The following is a 19,436-nucleotide window of genomic DNA, read 5'->3' as shown; positions in this document are numbered from 1 at the left end:
GACTTACAGTGGTGCAGCATGACTATTCACGCCTGGCACGAAGCCTGCTCAAGCCTTATCGAGGCCGCACTTCGCAGACCGGGAAACCGGGCAGTATTTGGGAGTCGACCTTGGTGAACAGAGTATTGGTAGTCGATGACGAACAGACTCTTGCGCAGAACCTGCAAGCGTATCTGCAGGCGCAAGGCCTGGAAGTTCATGTTGCCCACGACGGTGCCAGTGGTATCGAGCAGGCTGAGTGCCTGGCACCGAAAGTGATTGTGCTGGATTACCGCTTGCCCGATATGGAGGGTTTTCAGGTCCTGGAGACCGTGCGCAAGAACAGGCAGTGCCACTTCGTGCTGATCACCGCCCACCCGACCGTCGAGGTCCGTGAGCGAGCTGCCGAAATTGGCGTGACCCATGTCCTGTTCAAGCCGTTCCCGTTGGCGGAACTGGCCCGCGCGATCTTCGACCTGATGGGCATCGAGCGCCGGCGCAGGGCCACGGACAACCCGGCAGAAGGGTTCGTCGAACGACGCCAGAACAGGAACCAATCGTTCCCCCTGCAGTTGTACGATGGTAGCTGGGTACTGGCCGACCGCCGCCGTAATGGCGCCAAGCCCCCAGGTCCCGACGACGAACAACTGCTCACAGGGGAATAGCGGCGCCCGCTGCCCTGGCTGAGCCAGCCTGCGACGCGCCCCCTGAGCGGAGTCGCAGGCCATGCCCGAAGTACTCGAGATTGTCGGTTTTTCACGCGAGCTGCTGGCCCAGGCCCGTCTGCAAGCCGATGACGAACGCCTGCTCAATTGCCTGGAACGCCTGGCCAACGACACCCCCGACACCTTCACCCGCCGCCTGGGCATCACCCTGCATTACCCGGTGCTGCACAGCCAGGCCCTGCTGGCCAGCACCCCACGCTTTGATAAGGTCAGCCTGGCCCAATGCCTGAAACGCGAGTTCGTGCTGATCGAGCAGGGCGGTGAGCTGCTGGGTGTGTTCGCCGACCCCTTCGACGCTGCCCGCCTGGCCTGGATTGACGATGTGCTGCAAGGCGCGCCGCTGTACCTGGCCCACGCCGCGGAGCTTGCGACGTTTCTGGCCCGCCATGAAGAAAGCTTCCATGCAGTCGATGCCCTTGGCCATGACAGCGAAGCCAGCAGCGAAAGCGACCCACTGCAACGCCTGTCGCTGACCAGCATCAGTGAAGATCAGAGCCGGGTGGTCAAACTGGTCAACTCGACCCTCTACGACGCCCTCAAGCTGCATGCCAGCGATATCCACCTGGGCATGACCGGCCAGGGCCTGACCATCAAGTACCGTATCGACGGCGTGCTCAATGGCGCGGGCAAGGCCAGCGGCAGCGCCTTCGCCGACCAGGTGATCTCGCGCATCAAAGTCATGGCCGAGCTCGACATCGGTGAGAAGCGCGTGCCCCAGGACGGCCGTTTCAAGGTTGCCGTGGGCGAGCGGCAGATCGACTTCCGTGTCTCGATCATGCCCAGCATCTTTGGCGAGGACGCGGTGCTGCGGGTGCTCGACAAACAGGACCTGTCCGACAAGGTCAGTGGTGTGCAGTTGCAGGCACTGGGGTTTGCCGACGAGACCCTGCGCGCCCTGCGCCGACTGGCCGCCGAACCCTACGGCATGATCCTGGTCACCGGCCCCACCGGCAGCGGCAAGACCACCACCCTGTACGCCATGATCAGCGAGATCAACCATGGCGTGGACAAGATCATCACCATCGAAGACCCGGTCGAGTATCAACTGCCAGGGGTGTTGCAGATCCCAGTCAACGAAAAGAAAGGCCTGACCTTCGCCCGCGGCCTGCGCTCGATCCTGCGCCATGACCCGGACAAGATTCTGGTTGGCGAAATCCGCGACCCGGACACCGCACAGATCGCCGTGCAGTCGGCTCTGACCGGGCACCTGGTATTCACCACCATCCACGCCAACAACGTCTTCGATGTGATCGGCCGCTTCAGCCAGATGCAGGTCGACCCCTACAGCTTCGTCTCGGCGCTCAACGCCATCCTCGCCCAGCGCCTGATTCGCCTGGCCTGCCCGCATTGCGCCACGGCGTGCGAGGTTGACGATGAAACCCTGCAGGCCTCGGGCCTGACCCGCGCCGCCGTGGTCGGCTGGACGTTCGTTCGCGCCCAGGGCTGCGGCCAGTGCCGTGGCAGTGGCTATCGCGGGCGCAGTGCCATTGCCGAGCTGCTGCACCTGGACGACGACCTGCGGCAGATGATCGTCGAACGCCGCCCCCTGTCGCAGATCAAGACACTCGCCTGCCAGCGCGGCCTGCGCTTGCTGCGGGCCTCGGCCCTGGACCTGGTCCGTGACGGCCGCACCACCCTTGAGGAGATCAACCGTGTCACATTCATTGCGTGATCGTGGTGCTCATAAATACTGTGCCGTGCTCGGCGCCGAGGGTGTAGGCCTGGGTTGCTGGCATGGCAATCAACACCAGTGGCTGGGCAGCCGCGAGTTCAACTGCGACGCTGCCCAACCGGCCTGGGAGGCCGCCGTCGAGGCGCTGGCCGCACTGCTGACCGAACACGCCGTGCGCGGTGCCCAGTTGCGGGTGCTGCTGTCAGCCCGCTACAGCCGCTTCTGTCTGGTGCCCTGGAGCGACGCCATTGGCCATCCACGCGAGCTGGAGGCTTATGCGCGGGCCTGCTTCGAGAACCTCTATGGGCAGTCGTTGGGCGACTGGCGCATCGTCCTCTCGCCGGAGCCGGCAGGCGCCGCACGCATTGCCACGGCGTTGCCTGAGGCGTTGCTGCAGCGGCTGCAGGCACTGGGCCGGGAAAGCCGCCTGAACCTGCGTTCGGTGCAGCCGTACCTGATGGCCGCCTACAACCGTTGCTCGTCGCAACTGGCACCGGGCGACTTCCTCTTCGTGCTTGCCGAGCCGCGCCGCAGCGTGCTGCTGCTGGCCGCCGGCGGTGCCTGGCAACAGGTGCTGGCGCAAGGCTGTGCCGACAGCGACCAGGCCCTGCAGGCGTTGATCGAACGCACCTGCGAGTTGTACGGCGAGCATATGCCGCAGGTCTACCTGCATGCGCCTGGCCGGGGCGACGTGCCGCAACTGGCGGCGGTGCAGCTGTGCCAACCGGCCAGCGAAGCCGACCCGCTGTGCGCCATGTGGCGGGCGGTGGCCTGACATGCGCCGCCTCGACCTGGAATTCCAGCCCCGCCGCAACGGCGCCTTGGCGTGGTCGCTGCTGGCCCTGGGCTGTGCAGTGGTGGCCGCACTGGTGCTGCTGCAACAACGCTTGCAGGTCGAGCAGGTAGACCTGGAAGACCGCCTGCACAGCCTGGAACTGCAACTGGGCCGGCGCCCGGCCACCGCAGCCCCGCAAAGCAGCGCTGCCAGCCGCGAGCAGGCCGAGCGCCTGGCGCAGATGCGCAGTGTCTCGCAGCAACTGCAACGGCCCTGGCAGCAACTGTTCGCCATGCTCGAAGCGCAGCCGCAGGACGATGTGGCGCTGCTTGGCCTGACCCCGGACGCCCGCAAGGGCCAGGTCCGTATCGCCGCCGAAGCGCGCAACCTGGAAGCGATGCTGCAGTACCACCAACGGCTGGAGGCCAGTGCCGAGCTCAGCGATGTTTCGTTGCTCAACCACGAGGTGATGATGGGCCAGCCGGAGCACCCGGTGCGCTTCACCCTTACCGCTACCTGGGAGACCGGCCATGCGCGCCCCTGATCCGCTCAGCAGCCTGATCATTCAGGAGCACCTGCGCCGCGTAGGCCCGGTGGGCCTGGCTGCCGTCGCCGTTGGTTTGCTGGCCGTCGGTGTGGCATTGGCCGGTGTGTTGCCGCACTGGCATACCGTGCGCGAACTGCGCGCCAGCGAGGCGGACGCCAGTGTGCAAGTAGGGCGGGTGCAGCGCGGCGAGCTGAAAATCGCCGTCAAACCCGAGCAGCAGGCCCTCGACACCCTGCGTCAGCAACTGCCCGGTCAGCCGCAGGCCAGCGAACTGATCGAGCGCCTGTATCACCTGGCCAGTGCCGAGCACATCAGCCTGGCACGCGGCGAATACGCCTTGGGCATCGACCCGAAAACCCAGTTGGCGCGCTACCAGATCGTGTTGCCGGTACGCGGCAGTTACCCGCAGATTCGCGGCTTCCTCAAGGGGCTGCTTGGCCAGCTGCCAACCTTGGTGCTGGAAGACCTTGAGCTGCAACGCAAACGCATCGGCGACAGCGAGCTCAACGCCCGCCTGCGCATGACCCTCTACTTGTCGAGGTCGTGATGAATACTCAACGTGCGCTGATCTGGGTTGGGTTTTTGGGGCTTTCTGCCGTGTTGGCGTGGGCGCCTGGGCACTGGTTTGGCCAGGAGGACGGCGTTGCCGCCTTCGCGGGCAAGCCCGCTCCCACAGGATCGGGGGTGCCCATGGAACCTGTGGGAGCGGGCTTGCCTGCGAACAGGCCGGAACAGGCCTCCACCGATCTGTTCCCGAGCCAGCGCTGGAGCAAACCTCAAACCCTGGCCACCGTCACCGAACAACCGGTCATCGCCGCACCCGTGGTGGTCGCCGCACCCACCGCCCCGGAGCTGCCCTTCCAGTTCGTCGGACGCCTGGGCGACCGCGATGACCTGCAGGTGTTTCTGCAGAGTGGCGAAAAGCTCTACGTCGTGCGCCAAGGCGACGTCATCGAAGACACCTACCGCCTCGACCGGGTCTCGGCCAACGAGCTGAGCCTGGTCTACCTGCCTTTGCATCAGTCGCAGACCTTGTCTGTCGGGAGCGCACCATGAAGTCATCGAAGCTGTGCAAGCCTGCTCCGTTCCTGCTGTTGGCGCTGTGCGTGGCCATCGCGGGCTGCGGCTCCAGTGCGGTACGCGAAGACAGCGCAGAACTGATGAAGGAGGGGCAGTACGAAGCCGGGATCGCGCGCCTGGAAGAGGCCCTGCGTGACGACCCGCGCGACACCGAACTGAACATCGCCCTGGCCCATGGCCGCCAGGCAGCGGTCGAGGCACTGTTGAGCCAGGCCGACAGCGACCGTATCCGTCACGACTTTGCCGGTGCGCGCATGGGCTATGGGCGGGTGCTGAGCATCGAACCGAACAACCGCCGCGCCCAGGAGGGCAACCGCCAGCTGGAGCTGATCCGCACCCTTGACGAACGTGTCGCTCTCGGCCAGGCGGCCCTGCGCCAGGGTGACTTGTTTGGCGCCGAGCGCTACATGCGCGAAGTGCTGCGCCTGGACCCGCAGAACCAGAAGGGCATGACCCTGCGCAGCGACATCGAGAACGTCCAGGCGCGCACCGCACAGCCATTCCCGCAGCTGCGCAGCAAGCTGGAGCGGCCGGTGACCCTGGAGTTTCGCGATGCCAACCTGAAGACCATCTTCGAAGTGCTGTCCCAGGTTGCCGGTATCAACTTCATCTTCGACAAAGACCTGCGCCCCGACATGAAGGCCACCATCTTCGTTCGCGAGGTGCGCATCGAGGACGCCGTGGCCCTGCTGCTGGAGCAGAACCAGCTGCGCCAGAAGATCGTCAACGACAACACCCTGATGATCTACCCCGACTCGCCGCAGAAGACCAAGGACTATCAGGAACTGGTCATGCGCACCTTCTACCTGACCAGCATCGACGCCAACACGGCGCTGAACATGGTCAAGACCATGCTCAAGACCCGTGACGTTTTCGTCGACGAGCGCCTCAACACCTTGACCATGCGCGACAGCCCGGATGCGGTGCGCATGGCCGAGAAACTGCTGCAATCCCAGGACCAGTCCAACCCTGAGGTGGTGCTGGAAGTGGAGGTGATGGAAGTGGCCACCTCGCGCATCCTCGACCTCGGCCTGCAATGGCCCAATACCTTCGGCGTGCTGACCTCCGACGGCAAGCCGGTCAGCGTGCTAGACCAGTTGCGCGGCATCGACTCCAGCCGCATCGGCATCTCGCCGGCGCCGCAGGCCAAGATCAACGCCCAGGACAAGGACATCAATACCCTGGCAAGCCCGGTGATCCGCGTCAGCAACCGCGAGCAGGCGCGCATCCACATCGGCCAGCGGGTGCCGATCATCAGCGCCACCTCGGTGCCTTCGACCCAGGGCCCGGTGATCACCGAGAGCGTCACCTACCTGGATGTGGGTCTGAAACTCGAAGTGCAGCCCACCGTGCACCTGAACAACGAAGTGGCGATCAAGATCGCGCTGGAGGTGAGCAACGCCACCCCGCTGGAAGCCACGCGCCAGGGCACCATCCCGGTCCAGGTCGATACCCGCAACGCCCAGACCAGCCTGCGCCTGCACGACGGCGAAACGCAGGTGCTGGCCGGGCTGGTGCGTAACGACCACAACGCCAGCGGCAACAAAATCCCGGGCCTGGGTGACATTCCCGGCCTGGGCCGGCTGTTTGGCAGCAACAAGGACGACATGAGCAAGTCGGAACTGGTGCTGGCGATTACCCCACGCATCGTGCGCAACCTGCCGTACCAAAGCCCTTCGGACATGGAGTTCGCCACCGGCACCGAATCGAGCCTGCAGGTGCGCCAGATGGCGCCATTGCCACCGACCGATGTACCGGGCAATGCGCCGTCCAGTGACACGCCGACCGTGCAAAGCCAGATGGCCGTAGTGCCCGCCACTGGGAGCCCGCAGCCATGAAACGCCGCATGCAAGGCTTCAGCCTGATCGAGGTGGTGCTGACCCTGGCACTGCTCGGGCTGCTCGCCAGCATGGCCGCGCCGCTGACCGAAACCGTGGTCCGTCGCGGTAAGGAGCAGCAACTGCGCGAGGCGCTGTACCAGATCCGCGATGCCATCGATGCCTACAAGCGCGCCTTCGACGCCGGGTACATCGAGAAACGCCTGGATGCCAGCGGCTACCCACCCAACCTGCAGGTCCTGGTCGAGGGCGTGCGCGATGTACGCAGTGCCAAAGGGGCCAAGTTCTACTTCCTGCGGCGCATCCCCCACGACCCGCTGCTGGCGGCCAAGGATGACGATGAGGGCGCCTGGGGCCTGCGTGCCTACGACAGCAGCCCCGACAGCCCGCGTGAAGGCGAAGACGTCTTCGACGTGTACTCCAAGGCCCGTGGCAAAGGCCTCAACAACATCCCCTACGGGCAATGGTGACGGCCATGAAACGCAGCCAAGGCTTCACCCTGATCGAACTGCTGGTGGTGATGGCGATCATCGCCACGCTGATGACCATTGCCATGCCGCGCTACTTCAACAGCCTGGAGAGCTCCCGCGAGGCCACCCTGCGCCAGAGCCTGGCGGTGTTGCGCGAGTCGCTGGACCACTTCTATGGCGACACCGGGAAGTACCCCGATTCGCTGGAGCAATTGGTCGAACTGCGCTACCTGCGCAACACCCCGGTCGACCCCATCACCGAGCGCAGCGATGCCTGGCAGCTGGTGCCGCCGCCAGAAGGCGTGGCCGGTGGTGTGGCCGACATCAAGAGCGGTGCAACAGGGAGGGCGCGTGATGGCAGCCTCTATGCCGAGTGGTAAGGCCTGTGCCGGCTTCACCTACCTGGGCGTGTTGCTGCTGATTGCAGTCAGCAGCGTGGCCCTGGCCGCCACCGGGACGATCTGGTCGAGCGCCGCTCAGCGCGATCACGAGCGCCAGTTGCTGTGGGTCGGCAGCCAGTACGCCCAGGCGCTGCGCAGCTATTACCGAGCGTCGCCGGGGCTGGCCCAGTACCCACAGGAGCTGGCCGACCTGTTGCAGGACAACCGTTTCCCCGAGGCCAAACGGCACATCCGCAGGCTCTACCCGGACCCGATCACCAACAGCGACGACTGGGGCCTGCTGCGCTCGATCGACGGCCGCATCACCGGCGTGCATAGCCGCTCGGATGCCACGCCGTTCAAACACAGTGGCTTTGCCGCCGAGTGGTCGGGTTTTGAAGGGTTGGAGCACTACAGCGACTGGCAGTTCGTCGCCGAGCAGGCGTTCGCCGACAGCCCCAATGGCCTCCAGCCCCAGGCTGGCGCGGGAGACACACCATGAAGCGCCTGGCTGCACTGTGCCTGAGCCTGCTGCTGGCGGCGTCGTCGAGCAGCCTGCTGAAGGCGGCTGAAGAGGACGAGATGATGGGGTTTATCGTCGACAACACCATCTCGCACATCGGCCACGACTTCTACTACTACTTCGCCGACCGCCTGCGCGCCACCAGCCGCCTGGATTTCAACCTGGTGGTGCGCGAACGCCCGGATGCCCGCTGGGGCAGCCTGGTTACCGTGGAGTTCGAACGCGAAGTGATGTACCGCCGTTTTCTGCCACCCAACACCACGGAACTCAAAGACGAGGCCATCGCGGCCGCCGACCTGGTCAAGCAGCAGATCATTCAACGCAAGCTGCAACGCTTGCTGCAGGACACCACCGATCTGGAGAGGGACGAGCTATGAACACCCGCATTCCCCGTTGCATCGCCGCCTGCCTGTTGGCCAGCGCCTGTGCTGCCCAGGCCACCGAGCTGGTGTACACCCCGGTCAACCCGGCCTTCGGTGGCAACCCGCTCAATGGCACCTGGCTGCTCAACAACGCCCAGGCGCAGAACGACTACGACGACCCCGACCTCAAGGACCGCGCTTCAGCCTTCTCCGGCACCACGGCCCTGGAGCGCTTCAGCAACCAACTGGAGTCGCGGATGTTGTCGCAGCTGTTGGACAACATCAGCAATGGCAGCACCGGAAGCATGGCCACCGATGCCTTCCTGATCGACGTCATCGACGATTCAGGGGCGTTGAGCATCAAGGTCACCGACCGCGTCACTGGAGAAATTTCGATCATTGAGGTCAGCGGCCTGAACCCCTGAGAGGGAAGGGCTTTTATGTTGGGGAGAGAACACCATGAAACGTCTGCTGAGCACGCTGCTGATTCTCACCGCCCTGGGCCTGCAAAGTGGTTGCAGCCTGCGCGAACCCATGTCGGCCGAACAGGACTCGGAAACCCCGACCCTGACCCCGCGCGCCTCGACCTACTACGACCTGATCAACATGCCACGCCCCAAGGGCCGGCTGATGGCGGTGGTGTACGGCTTCCGCGACCAGACCGGGCAGTACAAGCCGACCCCGGCCAGTTCGTTCTCGACCAGCGTCACCCAGGGCGCGGCAAGCATGCTGATGGATGCGTTGAGCGCCAGTGGCTGGTTCGTGGTGCTGGAGCGTGAAGGCCTGCAGAACCTGCTGACCGAACGCAAGATCATCCGCGCCTCGCAGAAAAAGCCGGACGTGGCCGAGAACATCATGGGCGAGCTGCCGCCGCTGCAGGCCGCAAACCTGATGCTCGAAGGCGGCATCATCGCCTACGACACCAACGTGCGCAGTGGCGGCGAGGGCGCCCGCTACCTGGGTATCGATATCTCCCGCGAGTACCGGGTGGACCAGGTGACCGTGAACCTGCGCGCGGTGGATGTGCGCACCGGGCAGGTGCTGGCCAACGTGATGACCAGCAAGACCATCTATTCGGTCGGGCGCAGTGCCGGGGTGTTCAAGTTCATCGAATTCAAGAAGTTGCTGGAGGCCGAGGTGGGGTACACCACCAATGAACCGGCGCAGCTGTGCGTGCTGTCGGCGATCGAGGCGGCGGTGGGGCACTTGCTGGCGCAGGGGATTGAGCGGCGGTTGTGGCAGGTGCAGGGGGATGCGGGGGATGGCAAGGCGACGGTGGACAAGTACCTGAGCCAGAATCAGCAGCCGTGATTGGCGTTTAGGGCCTATTCGCGGGCAAGCCCGCTCCCACGGGTACTGCGTAGTCTTTGATATCACGCAATCCCTGTGGGAGCGGGCTTGCCCGCGAAGGGGCCGGTGCATCCAATCAAAGTGTTACGGCAAATGCCCTCGGCTTGAAACCCTTCCCTGACCCCGGTAGTCTTTGCCCGCTGCTGTCAATCCAGCAGTCGGGTTTGGTCACCCGCAATCATCAAGGCGCACAAGCGCCCGCTCTGCGATACAGTTGGCGCTTTTTTGTGCTCGGCTGTTTCGTTTTATGGCGGCTGTGCGTGGGGCGCCTCCGTGCGCGCCGGTTTCCTTGATTCCCGGTTGACCAACCCGCGTACAGTCGCCACCCATTCGTTTGGTCACGTTGTGTGGCGGCTCCATTGAATCAAGGAGCGACACGATGACAAAAGGCTTACCTGATCCTCCCGTACGCGCCACCACGGCATCTTCCAGTTTTTCTACGTGTGAATGCAGCCACCCGCCGCTGTTTGCCGTGCGTTCGGGGGTGGACTACGAAGATGCGCTGGTGCATCTGTCTACGCTGCTCAAAGGGGCGTTTGCGACCAACCTCAAGGCGTTGGAGCTGGCCAAAGGGACTTGTCGCGATCTGCTGCTGAGCAATGACCATGGGCTAGATTCGGCCAAGGCGGTGGTGGAGGCGCTGTTGGATGGGGTGGAGGGGCAACAGTTGGCCGAACGGGGGAAGGCGGCGCAGATCCAGGGTGTTTGAGGGCTGGCTCGATTTCTGCGCGCACTCAAAACCCAAGCCATGCACGCCCAGCCATATCCCAACCCATCAACCAGATGACGCCCAGCCTTTTCTCCCGCACACTGCGCAAAATTCCCAAGCCCGTACCCCGCCACCTTGCGGGGCGCAGCCGGAGTAGAAAATGGCGCGACAATTAATAACAAACGCCCAAGACCCGCTTCACGAATCCCGCCAAGCCCGGCTCAAGCTGGCCAGCGAAGGCGAGCTGCCACTGGGCATGCTGCGCGACGAAATCGACGCGTCCTGGCGCCGCAGCCTGGGCCATGGCCTGGACTGCCTGCAAGGCGAGCAGGTTGGCCTGGGCCTGGGGCAGGGTAACGACCTGCGCATGCTGCTGGAGCGCAACCGCCTGCTGGTCGACGCCGTCACCCCCGAGCTGGACTACCTGGTCTCGCGCCAGGGCAAGGCGGGCATCATCATCCTTGGCGATGCTCAGGCCAACGTGCTGGCTATCGAAGGCCAGACCCACGTGCTCAGCCGCGAAGGCCTGCGTGACCTGCACCCCGGCAGTTGCTGGAGCGAATCCTTGCGCGGCACCAATGCCATCGGCACGGCCGTGGTGGAAGGGCGACCGACCCTGATCAACTGTGGCGAACACTACCTCGACCGCCTCAGCCCATTCTCCTGCACCTCGGTGCCGCTGCGTGACCCGCGCGGCGAGGTGATCGGCGTGCTCGACATCACCCGCGAAGGCGTGATGGCCCAGCCGCAGGACAGCCTGTCGACGCTGATGCTGGCAGCAGGCAACATCGAAGGCCGGCTGTTCGGCCTGTGCCACCCGGAGCAGCTGGTGCTGGCCTTCCACAGCCGCCCGCAGTACCTCAACAGTGCCTGGCACGGCCTGTTGGCGTTGAGCATGGACGGCGAAGTGCTGGCAGCCAACGACAGTGCCTGCCAATTGTTGCAGGTGCCGCGCCAGGAGCTGATCGGCCGCCGCAGCAGCGACCTGCTCGGCGAGCGTTCGCCTGCCTTCATTGCCAGGCTGTGGCAGGGCGGTGTCAGCAGTGTGCAGACCGCCAAGGGCGAATTCTTTTTCCGTGCGTTGCAACTGCCACGCCATGGCCAATTGAATGGCAGCGTGGCGGTAAGCAAACCGGCGCAGGCCAACAAGTCACCTGCGCTCGATGCACTGGCCGGCGGCGACCCACGCCTGGCGCGCAACCTGCGCATGGCCCGGCAGGGCCTGGGCAACGGCCTGCCGGTACTGCTACTGGGTGAGACCGGCACCGGCAAGGAGGTCGTCGCCCGGGCCCTGCACCAGGCCAGCCCGCGGGCCGACAAGCCGTTCGTTGCGGTCAACTGCGCGGCCATTCCCGAAGGGCTGATCGAGTCCGAACTGTTCGGCTACCGCGAGGGTGCGTTCACCGGCTCGCGCCGTGGCGGCATGGTCGGGCGGCTGATGCAGGCCCATGGCGGCACGCTGTTCCTCGACGAGATTGGTGACATGCCGCTGGCCCTGCAGGCCAGGCTGTTGCGGGTATTGCAGGAGCGCCGGGTGGCGCCGCTGGGCGCGGGCGACGAGCAGGACATCGACGTGGCGCTGATCTGCGCCACCCACCGCGACCTCAAGCGCCTGGTGCTCGAACAGCATTTTCGCGAAGACCTCTACTACCGCGTCAATGGCGTATCGCTGCGCCTGCCGGCCCTGCGCGAGCGAGAGGACTTGGCCGGGATCATCCAGGGCCTGCTGGACAAGTCCGGCGCCAAGGGGGTGACCCTGGACCCGGCGCTCAGCGCCTTGCTCGATGGCTTTGACTGGCCGGGCAACATCCGCCAGCTGGAGATGGTCGTGCGCACCGCGCTGGCCATGCGCGAGGACGGTGAGCAGGTGCTGACCCTCGATCACCTCACCGATTGCCTGCTCGATGAACTGGCCAGCGGCACGACGCCGTCCGGCAGCCTCAAGGACAACGAACTGGAGCTGATTCGCAGCGCCCTTGGCCGCCACCAGGGCAATGTCTCGGCCGCCGCCGAGGCCCTGGGTATCAGCCGGGCAACACTGTACCGCAAGCTCAAACAGTTGCGTAGCTGACATGGGCAGTCTGTTCGCAAGGCTGGTGGAGTCCAGCGACCCTGTGCTCATGCGTCAGGCCCTGGCCTGGCTGTATGGTTTCGTCCGCCCCCACCGGCGCGCCATCGGCGTGTTGCTGGGCCTGTCCCTGGGCGCCTCGCTGCTGGCCCTGGCGCAACCCTGGCTGGTCAAGACGCTGATCGACGAAGGCCTGCTCGCCAAGGATTACCAGACCCTGTGGCACATGGCAGCGATCATGATCGTCGCCGGCCTGCTCGGCACCGTGCTGGCCGGGGTCAACCGCTACCTGCACACGCGGCTGTCCGGGCGCATCCTGTTTGCCCTGCGTGATGACCTTTACCGGCACCTGCAACAGTTATCGCCGACCTTTTACGGACGGCGGCGCATCGGCGACATTCTCTCGCGGCTGGACGGCGATGTTGCTGAAATCCAACGCTTTGCCGTGGACTCGCTGTTTTCGGCGGTGTCTGCCGTGATCGGGCTGATCGGCGCGGTGGCCTTGATGCTCATGTTGTCCTGGCAGTTGTCGCTGTTACTGGCGCTGCTGATCCCGATCGAGGTGCTATGGCTGCGCTGGATGCGGCGCAAGGTCGAGCGCGAGGTGCGTAGCCTGCGCGAGCGTTCGGCGGATGTGTCGTCGTTTCTGGTCGAGACGCTGCCCGCCATGAAGTTCATCCAGGCGGCCGGCCAGCAGGAGCGGGAAGCCGGGCGCCTCGACCAGTTGGGCCAGGGCTACATGAGCCAGTTGCTCAAGGTTCAGGTGACCGAGTTCTTTACCCAGGCGATACCCGGCACGTTGACCTCCTGGTGCCGTGCCTGCGCCTTTCTGGTGGGCGGCTGGTGGGTGATCCAGGGCACCTGGCAACTAGGCGCGCTGATCGCATTTTCCACCTACATGGGCATGGCGGTCGGGCCGGTGCAAAGCTTGTTGGGCTTGTATGTGGCGGTACAGCGCATGGCCGTGAGCCTGGGGCGGGTGATGGAGCTCAAGCAGGAAGCCGTGGCCGTGCGCCCGGCGGCCACACCACGGCCGATACCGGAGGGGCCAGGCGAACTGCGCCTGGAAGCACTGCACTTTGCCCACGACGGGCGCCAAGGGGCGGTACTGAACAACGTGGAGGTGTGCGTGCCGGGTGGCCTGAAGGTCGCCATCAGCGGTGCATCCGGGGTTGGCAAATCGACCCTGATCGATTTGCTGCAACGGTTCTACGACCCTGACGCCGGGCGCATTCTGCTGGACGGTACCGACCTGCGCGAGCTGGATTTGGCCGCACTGCGTCGGCGCATCGCCGTGGTCAGCCAGGACATCGTGCTGTTTCGTGGCACCCTGGCGCAGAACCTCGCCTACGGGGTGCCGGAGGCCAGCCGTGCGGAGCTTGAGCGAGTGGTGCAGTTGGCGCGGCTGGACAGCCTGGTCGAAAGCTTGCCGCTGGGCCTTGACGGCATGCTGGGTGAACGCGGCCAGCAGTTGTCTGGCGGGCAGAAACAACGCATCGCCATTGCCCGCGCCGTGTTGCAGGCCCCCGCGATACTGGTGCTGGACGAGGCCACCTCGGCGGTGGACGAAGCGACCGAGCGGGAGGTGATCGCGGCTATCGACCAGTTGTTCGCCGGGCGCACGCGCATCCTCATCAGCCACCGCGCCTCGACCCTGGCCGATGCCGATTTGCACTTGCAGCTGCGCGATAGGCAGTTGCAGGTCTTGCCCCAGGAGGCCGTCAAGCATGGGCACTGAGTTGCGCGTTGGGGTTATCGACAGTGGCTGTTCGTCGGCCCAGGTAGCGCAGCTGCTGGGGGCGCGCCGGTTCTGGCTTGAGCAAGGCCTGCTGCGCGAAGGCGAAGCGCTGCCTGACCAGTTGGGGCATGGCAGTGCGGTTATCGCGGGCTTGCTGCGTGAGTCGGGCGCCGTGCCACTGCTGTTGGCCCAGGTGTTCAGCGCGCAGGCGAGCACCAGCGCGTTGCAGGTGGCCGCCGCGTTGTTGTGGCTGGTGGAAGAGGGTGCGACGCTGATCAACCTCAGCCTTGGCCTGCTTCAGGACCGGCCTGTGCTGCACCAGGCCTGTGCCGAGGCCCAGGCCGCGGGCGTGCTGCTGTGCGCATCCAGCCCGGCGCAGGGGGGGGCGGTGTATCCAGCCAGCTATCCGGGGGTGATTCGCATGACGGGTGATGCCCGTTGTGCCCCCGGGCAGTGGTCGTGGCTCGGCAGCCCTCAGGCGGACTTCGGTGGCCATGTGGGCGCAGGTGGCCTGGCCGGCGCAAGCCTGGGCTGCGCCGCCTTGAGCGGGCGGGTGGCAGCGTTGCTGCGCGAGCGGCCCGGCATGGGCCGGCAGCAGGTGTTCGACTGGTTGCGCACCCATGCGGCGTTCAATGGCCCTGAGCGGCGAGGTGGCGAAGGTGTCTGAACCGCACATCGTGGTGCTTGGCGCGGGCCCTGCGGGGGCGGCCACGGCCATCGGTTTGCGACGCCTGGGCTACCCCGTCACGGTGGTGTCCGAATGGCGCCGCTTTGCCGCCGTTGAAGGCGTTTCGCAGCGGGTGCTGGAAGGCTTGCGCCACGCGGGCCTTGGCGGCGCACTGGGGCTGGCAGCGATGCCCGCGACCCGGCAGGTGCGCTGGAACGGCCAGCACCTGCACCTGAACCAGGAGTTTCTGCTCGACCGACAACGCTTTGACCGGGCGCTGCGTGACGACCTTTCACGTGCTGGCGTGACGGTGATCGAAGGCCGGGTACGCGAGGTGTCGCAAGCCGATGGGCACCGTGTGCGCCTGGAGGATGGCCAGGTACTGGCGGCGCAGTTCCTGGTCGAAGCCCGCGGCCGCCAGGCACCGCTGGCAGCCGACCGCCTGCGCGGGCCAGAGACGGTCAGCCTGCTCAACACCTGGCAAGCTCGCCCAGGCACACCGGCATCGGCGGTGGAGAGCCTGGAGGATGGCTGGGCATGGATGGCTCGTCTTGAAGATGGCCGCTGTTACTGGCAGGTCACCCTGGACGCCGAAGGGCTGCCGGGCAAGGCCGCTCTGGCCGAGTATTGCGCCAACCGTCGGCGGCAAAGCGCGCTGGTGGCCGAGCTGTTCGATAGCCAGGCCCTGGAGCCGGCGCAGGTCCATGCCCGCAGCAGCACGGCAATCCTTGCGGGCGACTGCGTTGGGGAGGACTGGCTAAGGGTAGGGGATGCCGCCATGGCGGTTGACCCCTTGTCGGGCAACGGCATTTTCCAGTCACTGTCTTCGGCGCTGCAGGCGCCCGTGGTCATCAACACACTGCTGCGCAGGCCCGAGCGGGCAGGGTTGGCGCGCCAATTCCATCAGCAGCGCATCGAGCAGTTGTTCCTGCGCTTTGCCCGTATTGGCCGGGACTTTTATGCCCAGGAGCAAACCCGGGTGGGGCAACCGTTCTGGGCCCGGCGCCAGGGCTGGCCAGATGCGCAGCCGCTGCACCTGGCGGCGGACTGGCAGGCGGTACGGGTGGCGCGCCAGCCGGTGTTGCGTGACGGGCTGGTGGATGAAACCGAGGTCGTGGTGACGGCGGACCAGCCGCTGGGGGTCTGGCATGTGCAGGGGGTGGAACTGGCGCCGATAGTACGCGGGCTGCAGGTTGGCCAGGCGTTAAGTGTTCTGATTGCACATCAGCCCGTGGAGCAGCAGATGAGGGTGCGGCGTTGGCTTACAGAGCAGGGCTACGCCTGAGAACCAGGGGCGCAAAGCACCCCCAGAAATGTCAAATCAGAAAAACGTCCCGACTACCAACTGCATATAGGTGCCGGTATCGCGGCTGCCCATCTGCGTGCCGCCATTGGCCGCACTGCGTTCAGGCGTGTAGAACCCTACCAGCGGGCTGATCAACAGGTGGTCATTGACCATCCATTCCACATACAGGTCCAGCTCCCGCCCACCCAGGTTGCCCTGGTCGGTGTCGAGCGTGTCGAAGTCGAAATACAGCGCCCCGACGGTCAGGTTGTCGCGCGGCTTGCCCTTGAGCGCCACGTGGTGCACTTGGCTGTTGCTGTTGAACGGGCCGGCATAGTTGGCTGCCACCTCGCCTTGGAACCAGGTGCCGTAGCCACGGCTCAGGCCATAGAACAAGGGGTCGAAGTCTTTCGAGAAGCGGCTGTAGCGGTAGGTGGCGGTGGGCGTCCAGGGCAGTTCGGAAAAGGTCCAGTTGCCTTCCAGGTACCAGGCGTTCTCGCGCCCGCCCGTGCGGTCCTGGCTGACGTATTCGCCGGCCAGTTCCAGGTCTTTGACGCCCAGGTTGCCACGCCCGCGCACGCTGACCGTGTCCATGCCGTCGCGGTGTTCCAGACCCATGATCTGTGCATAACGCTGATCCACGTCCAGGCCACGGATCCAGCTGAGCCCGAGCGTGCCAGCGTCAGCGACATGCTCGATGTTGGTCACCGCCATCGACGTGTCGGCCTGGTAATGGTTGTCGGACTTGAGCCACATCAGGTCGCCGCGCCAGCCTTGCTTGCCGCCCAGGCGCAGCACGGCGGTGCGGTCAAACGCCTTGCGCGCGGCCAGGTAATAGGCGCCGCCGCGGTCGAAGTTGGCGCCTAGGTCGACCTTGCCCAGGTTGACCGGGTCGCCCTGGATCAGGAAGCCATCGCCCAGGGTCACTACCTGACGGCCGCCGGAGAGGTCGATGCCATCTTCGCCCAGAGCGGGGAACAGGTTGGCCGAACGCCAGCCCAGGTACAGGTCTTCGATGGCCGTGCGGCGTTCGTCGCCGAGGGTCAGGCCAGCGGCGTCGCCATCACCCCAGGTGGCCGAGCTGAGCAGGTTGACGGCGCCGTACAGGGCGCCACGCTCGGCCAGCGCCTGGCTGCCGCTCAGGCCGTATTTGACGTAGCCCTCACGCCAGTTACTGCTGCCGGGCTGGCGGTTGCCGGCCTGGTTGAAGCTTTCGTCGCTGTGGAAGACGCCGAACAGGGCTTCGAGGTCGGCGTTGAGGGTGGTGCCGTTTTGGTTGTAGAGCTCGTGGGCTTGGGTGAGGGATGCGGTGAACAGCAGGGCCAACGTGCAGGCGAGCGTGTGCTTCATGGTGTGCTCCATGTTTTTATTTTGGGTGTTGGATTGCCTGTGCTGGCCTCTTCGCGGGGCAAGCCCGCTCCCACAGGGACCCCACCGTTTTCAGCCTTGTGGTGATCCTGTGGGAGCGTGCTTGCCCCGCGAAAGGGCCGAAACAGGCAGACGTCAGAGCTTGATCAGCACCGACTTGAGCTCGGTGTAATGCTCGATCGCCGCCGCGCCCATCTCGCGGCCGACGCCGGACATCTTGTAGCCACCGAACGGCAGGGCCGGGTCGAGCGCGCTGTGGCAGTTGACCCACACCGAACCCGACTTGATACGCGGAATCATCCGGTGCACCGCGCCCAGGTCGTTCGACCAGATGCTGGCCCCCAGCCCATAAGGGTTGTCGTTGGCCATGCCGATTACCTCGTCAAGGTCATCGAACGGCATCGCCACCAGCACCGGCCCGAAGATTTCTTCCTGCACCAGGCGATGGCGCTGATCGACATCGACGATCACCGTCGGCTTGACGAAGTACCCTGGCCCAAAGCCTTCGCCACCGCAGGCGATGGTCGCGCCCAGCTCGCGGCCGAGCTCGATGTAGCCGGTGACCCGGTCCTGCTGCTTGGCCGAGATCAACGGGCCCATCTGTACTGCGGGGTCCAGCCCGCTGCCCAGCTTCATGCCGTTGGCAATACCGGCGATGTCCGCCACCACGTTGTCGAAGTGCTTGCGGTGCACGTACAGCCGGGAGCCTGCGCAGCACACCTGGCCCTGGTTGAAGAAGATGGCCGTGGCGGCGCCGGCAGCGGCTTCCTGCAGGTTGGCATCGGGCATGACGATGGTCGGCGACTTGCCGCCCAGCTCCAGGGTGACGCGGGTCATGTTGTCCATGGCCGCCTTGCCGATCAGCTTGCCGACCTCGGTGGAGCCGGTGAAGGTCAGCTTGTCGACGCCTGGATGACGGCTCAGCGCCGCGCCGGCATTCAGGCCGGTGCCGGTGATCACGTTGAGCACACCGGCGGGGTAGCCGGCTTCATCTACCAGTTCGGCCAGTTTGAGCGCGGTCAGTGGGGTTTCGTCGGCTGGCTTGAGCACTACCGTGCAGCCGGTGGCCAGGGCTGGGCCCAGCTTCCAGCAGGCCAGCAACAGCGGGAAGTTCCAGGCGACGATGGCGCCCACCACACCCACCGCCTCGCGGCGAACGAAGCCATGGAACTGGTCGTTGGGCATCAAAGGCATCGAGGCTTCGACGGTGCTACCCTCGATCTTGGTGGCCCAGCCTGCCATGTAACGCAGGAAGTCGATGGCCAGTTGCACGTCCATGACCTTGGCCACGGCGGCACTTTTACCGTTGTTCAGGCACTCAAGCTCGGCCAGCTGTTGCGCATCGCGCTCCATCAGGTCGGCCAGGCGCCACAGCATGTTCTGGCGCTCACGCGGGCGCAGGCGGCTCCAGGGCGAATCGTCGAAGGCTTGGCGCGCGGCACGCACGGCGCGGTCGACATCGTCGGCGTCGGCGGCGGGTACTTCGCCGAGCACCTCGCCAGTGGCCGGGTTGCGGAACGACAGGGTGCGACCGCTGGCGGCGTCCTGCCAGTCGGCGCCAATGCGCATCTTCAGCTTGCGCTCGAGAAAGGCGCGGGTGGCGGGCAGGATGGGCAGTTCGGAAAGCATGGGACGGTGCCTCTTGTCATTGGAATGTGACGGGCACTGGCGCAATGGCCGTGCCAAGGTTGTCGATTGGCTGCAAGGGCTTGAAGTACCTGGGGTTTGCTGCAGTGCAAGGGTGTGATTGCAGGGTTGCGCTGTTGCACATTGAGACGGTGTGAGACGGTGGTGAAACAGTGCCTGCGCCGGCCTCTTCGCGGGGCAAGCCCGCTCCCACAGTACTTGACCGGCCTCAAGGACAGTGGAGTACCTGTGGGAGCGGGCTTGCCCCGCGAAT

General features: G+C 65.4%; 20 protein-coding genes. 18 read left to right on the top strand and 2 right to left on the bottom strand.

Features of this window, described 5'->3' with window-relative positions:
* Positions 1-110: 110 nt before the first annotated feature.
* From OGV19_RS11555 to OGV19_RS11470, 18 genes are all read left to right on the top strand, one after another.
* The gene (locus tag OGV19_RS11555) at positions 111-644 is read left to right on the top strand and encodes a response regulator (protein WP_264313930.1); all 534 of its coding nucleotides are present in this window, start codon (positions 111-113) and stop codon (positions 642-644) included.
* A 61-nt stretch (positions 645-705) separates the two neighbouring features.
* On the top strand, positions 706-2,376 hold the full coding sequence (locus OGV19_RS11550) for a GspE/PulE family protein (RefSeq protein ID WP_264313482.1): 1,671 nt from the start codon (positions 706-708) through the stop codon (positions 2,374-2,376).
* Positions 2,357-3,151 carry a hypothetical protein gene (locus OGV19_RS11545; RefSeq protein ID WP_264313481.1) on the top strand — a complete coding sequence of 265 codons (795 nt, stop codon included), beginning with the start codon at positions 2,357-2,359 and terminating at the stop codon, positions 3,149-3,151. Before OGV19_RS11550 ends, OGV19_RS11545 begins: the two co-directional genes overlap by 20 nt.
* 1 nt (position 3,152) lies before the next feature.
* Entirely contained in the window at positions 3,153-3,695 is a 543-nt protein-coding gene (locus tag OGV19_RS11540; RefSeq protein ID WP_264313480.1) for a PilN family protein, read from the top strand.
* Positions 3,682-4,245 (top strand): GspMb/PilO family protein, encoded by a 564-nt coding sequence (locus OGV19_RS11535; RefSeq protein WP_264313479.1) that lies wholly within the window; start codon positions 3,682-3,684, stop codon positions 4,243-4,245. Before OGV19_RS11540 ends, OGV19_RS11535 begins: the two co-directional genes overlap by 14 nt.
* Positions 4,245-4,754, top strand: coding sequence for a hypothetical protein (locus tag OGV19_RS11530; protein WP_264313478.1), 510 nt, complete (start codon positions 4,245-4,247; stop codon positions 4,752-4,754). The genes OGV19_RS11535 and OGV19_RS11530 overlap by 1 nt, the downstream gene beginning before the upstream one ends.
* Positions 4,751-6,616, top strand: coding sequence for a secretin GspD/PilQ domain-containing protein (locus OGV19_RS11525; protein WP_264313477.1), 1,866 nt, complete (start codon positions 4,751-4,753; stop codon positions 6,614-6,616). Before OGV19_RS11530 ends, OGV19_RS11525 begins: the two co-directional genes overlap by 4 nt.
* Positions 6,613-7,086, top strand: a complete 474-nt coding sequence (locus tag OGV19_RS11520) for a type II secretion system protein (RefSeq protein WP_047583339.1) — start codon at positions 6,613-6,615, stop codon at positions 7,084-7,086. Before OGV19_RS11525 ends, OGV19_RS11520 begins: the two co-directional genes overlap by 4 nt.
* Positions 7,087-7,091: 5 nt before the next feature.
* Positions 7,092-7,466 carry a type II secretion system protein gene (locus OGV19_RS11515; protein WP_264313476.1) on the top strand — a complete coding sequence of 125 codons (375 nt, stop codon included), beginning with the start codon at positions 7,092-7,094 and terminating at the stop codon, positions 7,464-7,466.
* On the top strand, positions 7,441-7,968 hold the full coding sequence (locus OGV19_RS11510; protein WP_264313475.1) for a type II secretion system protein: 528 nt from the start codon (positions 7,441-7,443) through the stop codon (positions 7,966-7,968). The genes OGV19_RS11515 and OGV19_RS11510 overlap by 26 nt, the downstream gene beginning before the upstream one ends.
* Positions 7,965-8,366, top strand: coding sequence for a curli production assembly/transport protein CsgE (csgE, locus tag OGV19_RS11505; protein WP_264313474.1), 402 nt, complete (start codon positions 7,965-7,967; stop codon positions 8,364-8,366). Before OGV19_RS11510 ends, csgE begins: the two co-directional genes overlap by 4 nt.
* On the top strand, positions 8,363-8,776 hold the full coding sequence (locus OGV19_RS11500) for a curli assembly protein CsgF (protein ID WP_264313473.1): 414 nt from the start codon (positions 8,363-8,365) through the stop codon (positions 8,774-8,776). Before csgE ends, OGV19_RS11500 begins: the two co-directional genes overlap by 4 nt.
* 34 nt (positions 8,777-8,810) lie before the next feature.
* Positions 8,811-9,662, top strand: coding sequence for a CsgG/HfaB family protein (locus OGV19_RS11495; protein WP_264313472.1), 852 nt, complete (start codon positions 8,811-8,813; stop codon positions 9,660-9,662).
* A gap of 502 nt (positions 9,663-10,164) precedes the next feature.
* Complete coding sequence (locus tag OGV19_RS11490; protein ID WP_319026083.1) at positions 10,165-10,410, top strand: hypothetical protein; 246 nt, start codon at positions 10,165-10,167, stop codon at positions 10,408-10,410.
* A 160-nt stretch (positions 10,411-10,570) separates the two neighbouring features.
* On the top strand, positions 10,571-12,481 hold the full coding sequence (locus OGV19_RS11485; RefSeq protein WP_264313470.1) for a sigma-54-dependent Fis family transcriptional regulator: 1,911 nt from the start codon (positions 10,571-10,573) through the stop codon (positions 12,479-12,481).
* Between the two features lies 1 nt (position 12,482).
* Entirely contained in the window at positions 12,483-14,216 is a 1,734-nt protein-coding gene (locus OGV19_RS11480) for an ABC transporter ATP-binding protein (RefSeq protein ID WP_264313469.1), read from the top strand.
* Positions 14,206-14,883: a subtilisin-like serine protease QhpE gene (locus OGV19_RS11475; protein WP_264313468.1), complete on the top strand. Its 678-nt coding sequence runs from the start codon at positions 14,206-14,208 to the stop codon at positions 14,881-14,883. Before OGV19_RS11480 ends, OGV19_RS11475 begins: the two co-directional genes overlap by 11 nt.
* Positions 14,876-16,168 carry a flavin-dependent monooxygenase QhpG gene (locus OGV19_RS11470; RefSeq protein ID WP_264313467.1) on the top strand — a complete coding sequence of 431 codons (1,293 nt, stop codon included), beginning with the start codon at positions 14,876-14,878 and terminating at the stop codon, positions 16,166-16,168. The genes OGV19_RS11475 and OGV19_RS11470 overlap by 8 nt, the downstream gene beginning before the upstream one ends.
* 36 nt (positions 16,169-16,204) lie before the next feature.
* Here the strand turns inward: OGV19_RS11470 and OGV19_RS11465 are convergent, their stop codons facing one another.
* Both OGV19_RS11465 and OGV19_RS11460 read right to left on the bottom strand, forming a co-directional pair.
* On the bottom strand, positions 16,205-17,518 hold the full coding sequence (locus OGV19_RS11465; RefSeq protein ID WP_264313466.1) for an alginate export family protein: 1,314 nt from the start codon (positions 17,516-17,518) through the stop codon (positions 16,205-16,207).
* A 153-nt stretch (positions 17,519-17,671) separates the two neighbouring features.
* Positions 17,672-19,165: an aldehyde dehydrogenase family protein gene (locus OGV19_RS11460; protein WP_264313465.1), complete on the bottom strand. Its 1,494-nt coding sequence runs from the start codon at positions 19,163-19,165 to the stop codon at positions 17,672-17,674.
* Between the last annotated feature and the right edge of the window lie 271 nt (positions 19,166-19,436).

It is taken from the genome of Pseudomonas putida, from assembly GCF_025905425.1.
GTDB lineage: Bacteria > Pseudomonadota > Gammaproteobacteria > Pseudomonadales > Pseudomonadaceae > Aquipseudomonas > Aquipseudomonas putida_AF.
The sequence above is the reverse complement of the archived record's forward strand: the minus strand, read 5'-3'. Positions and strand labels throughout refer to the sequence as shown.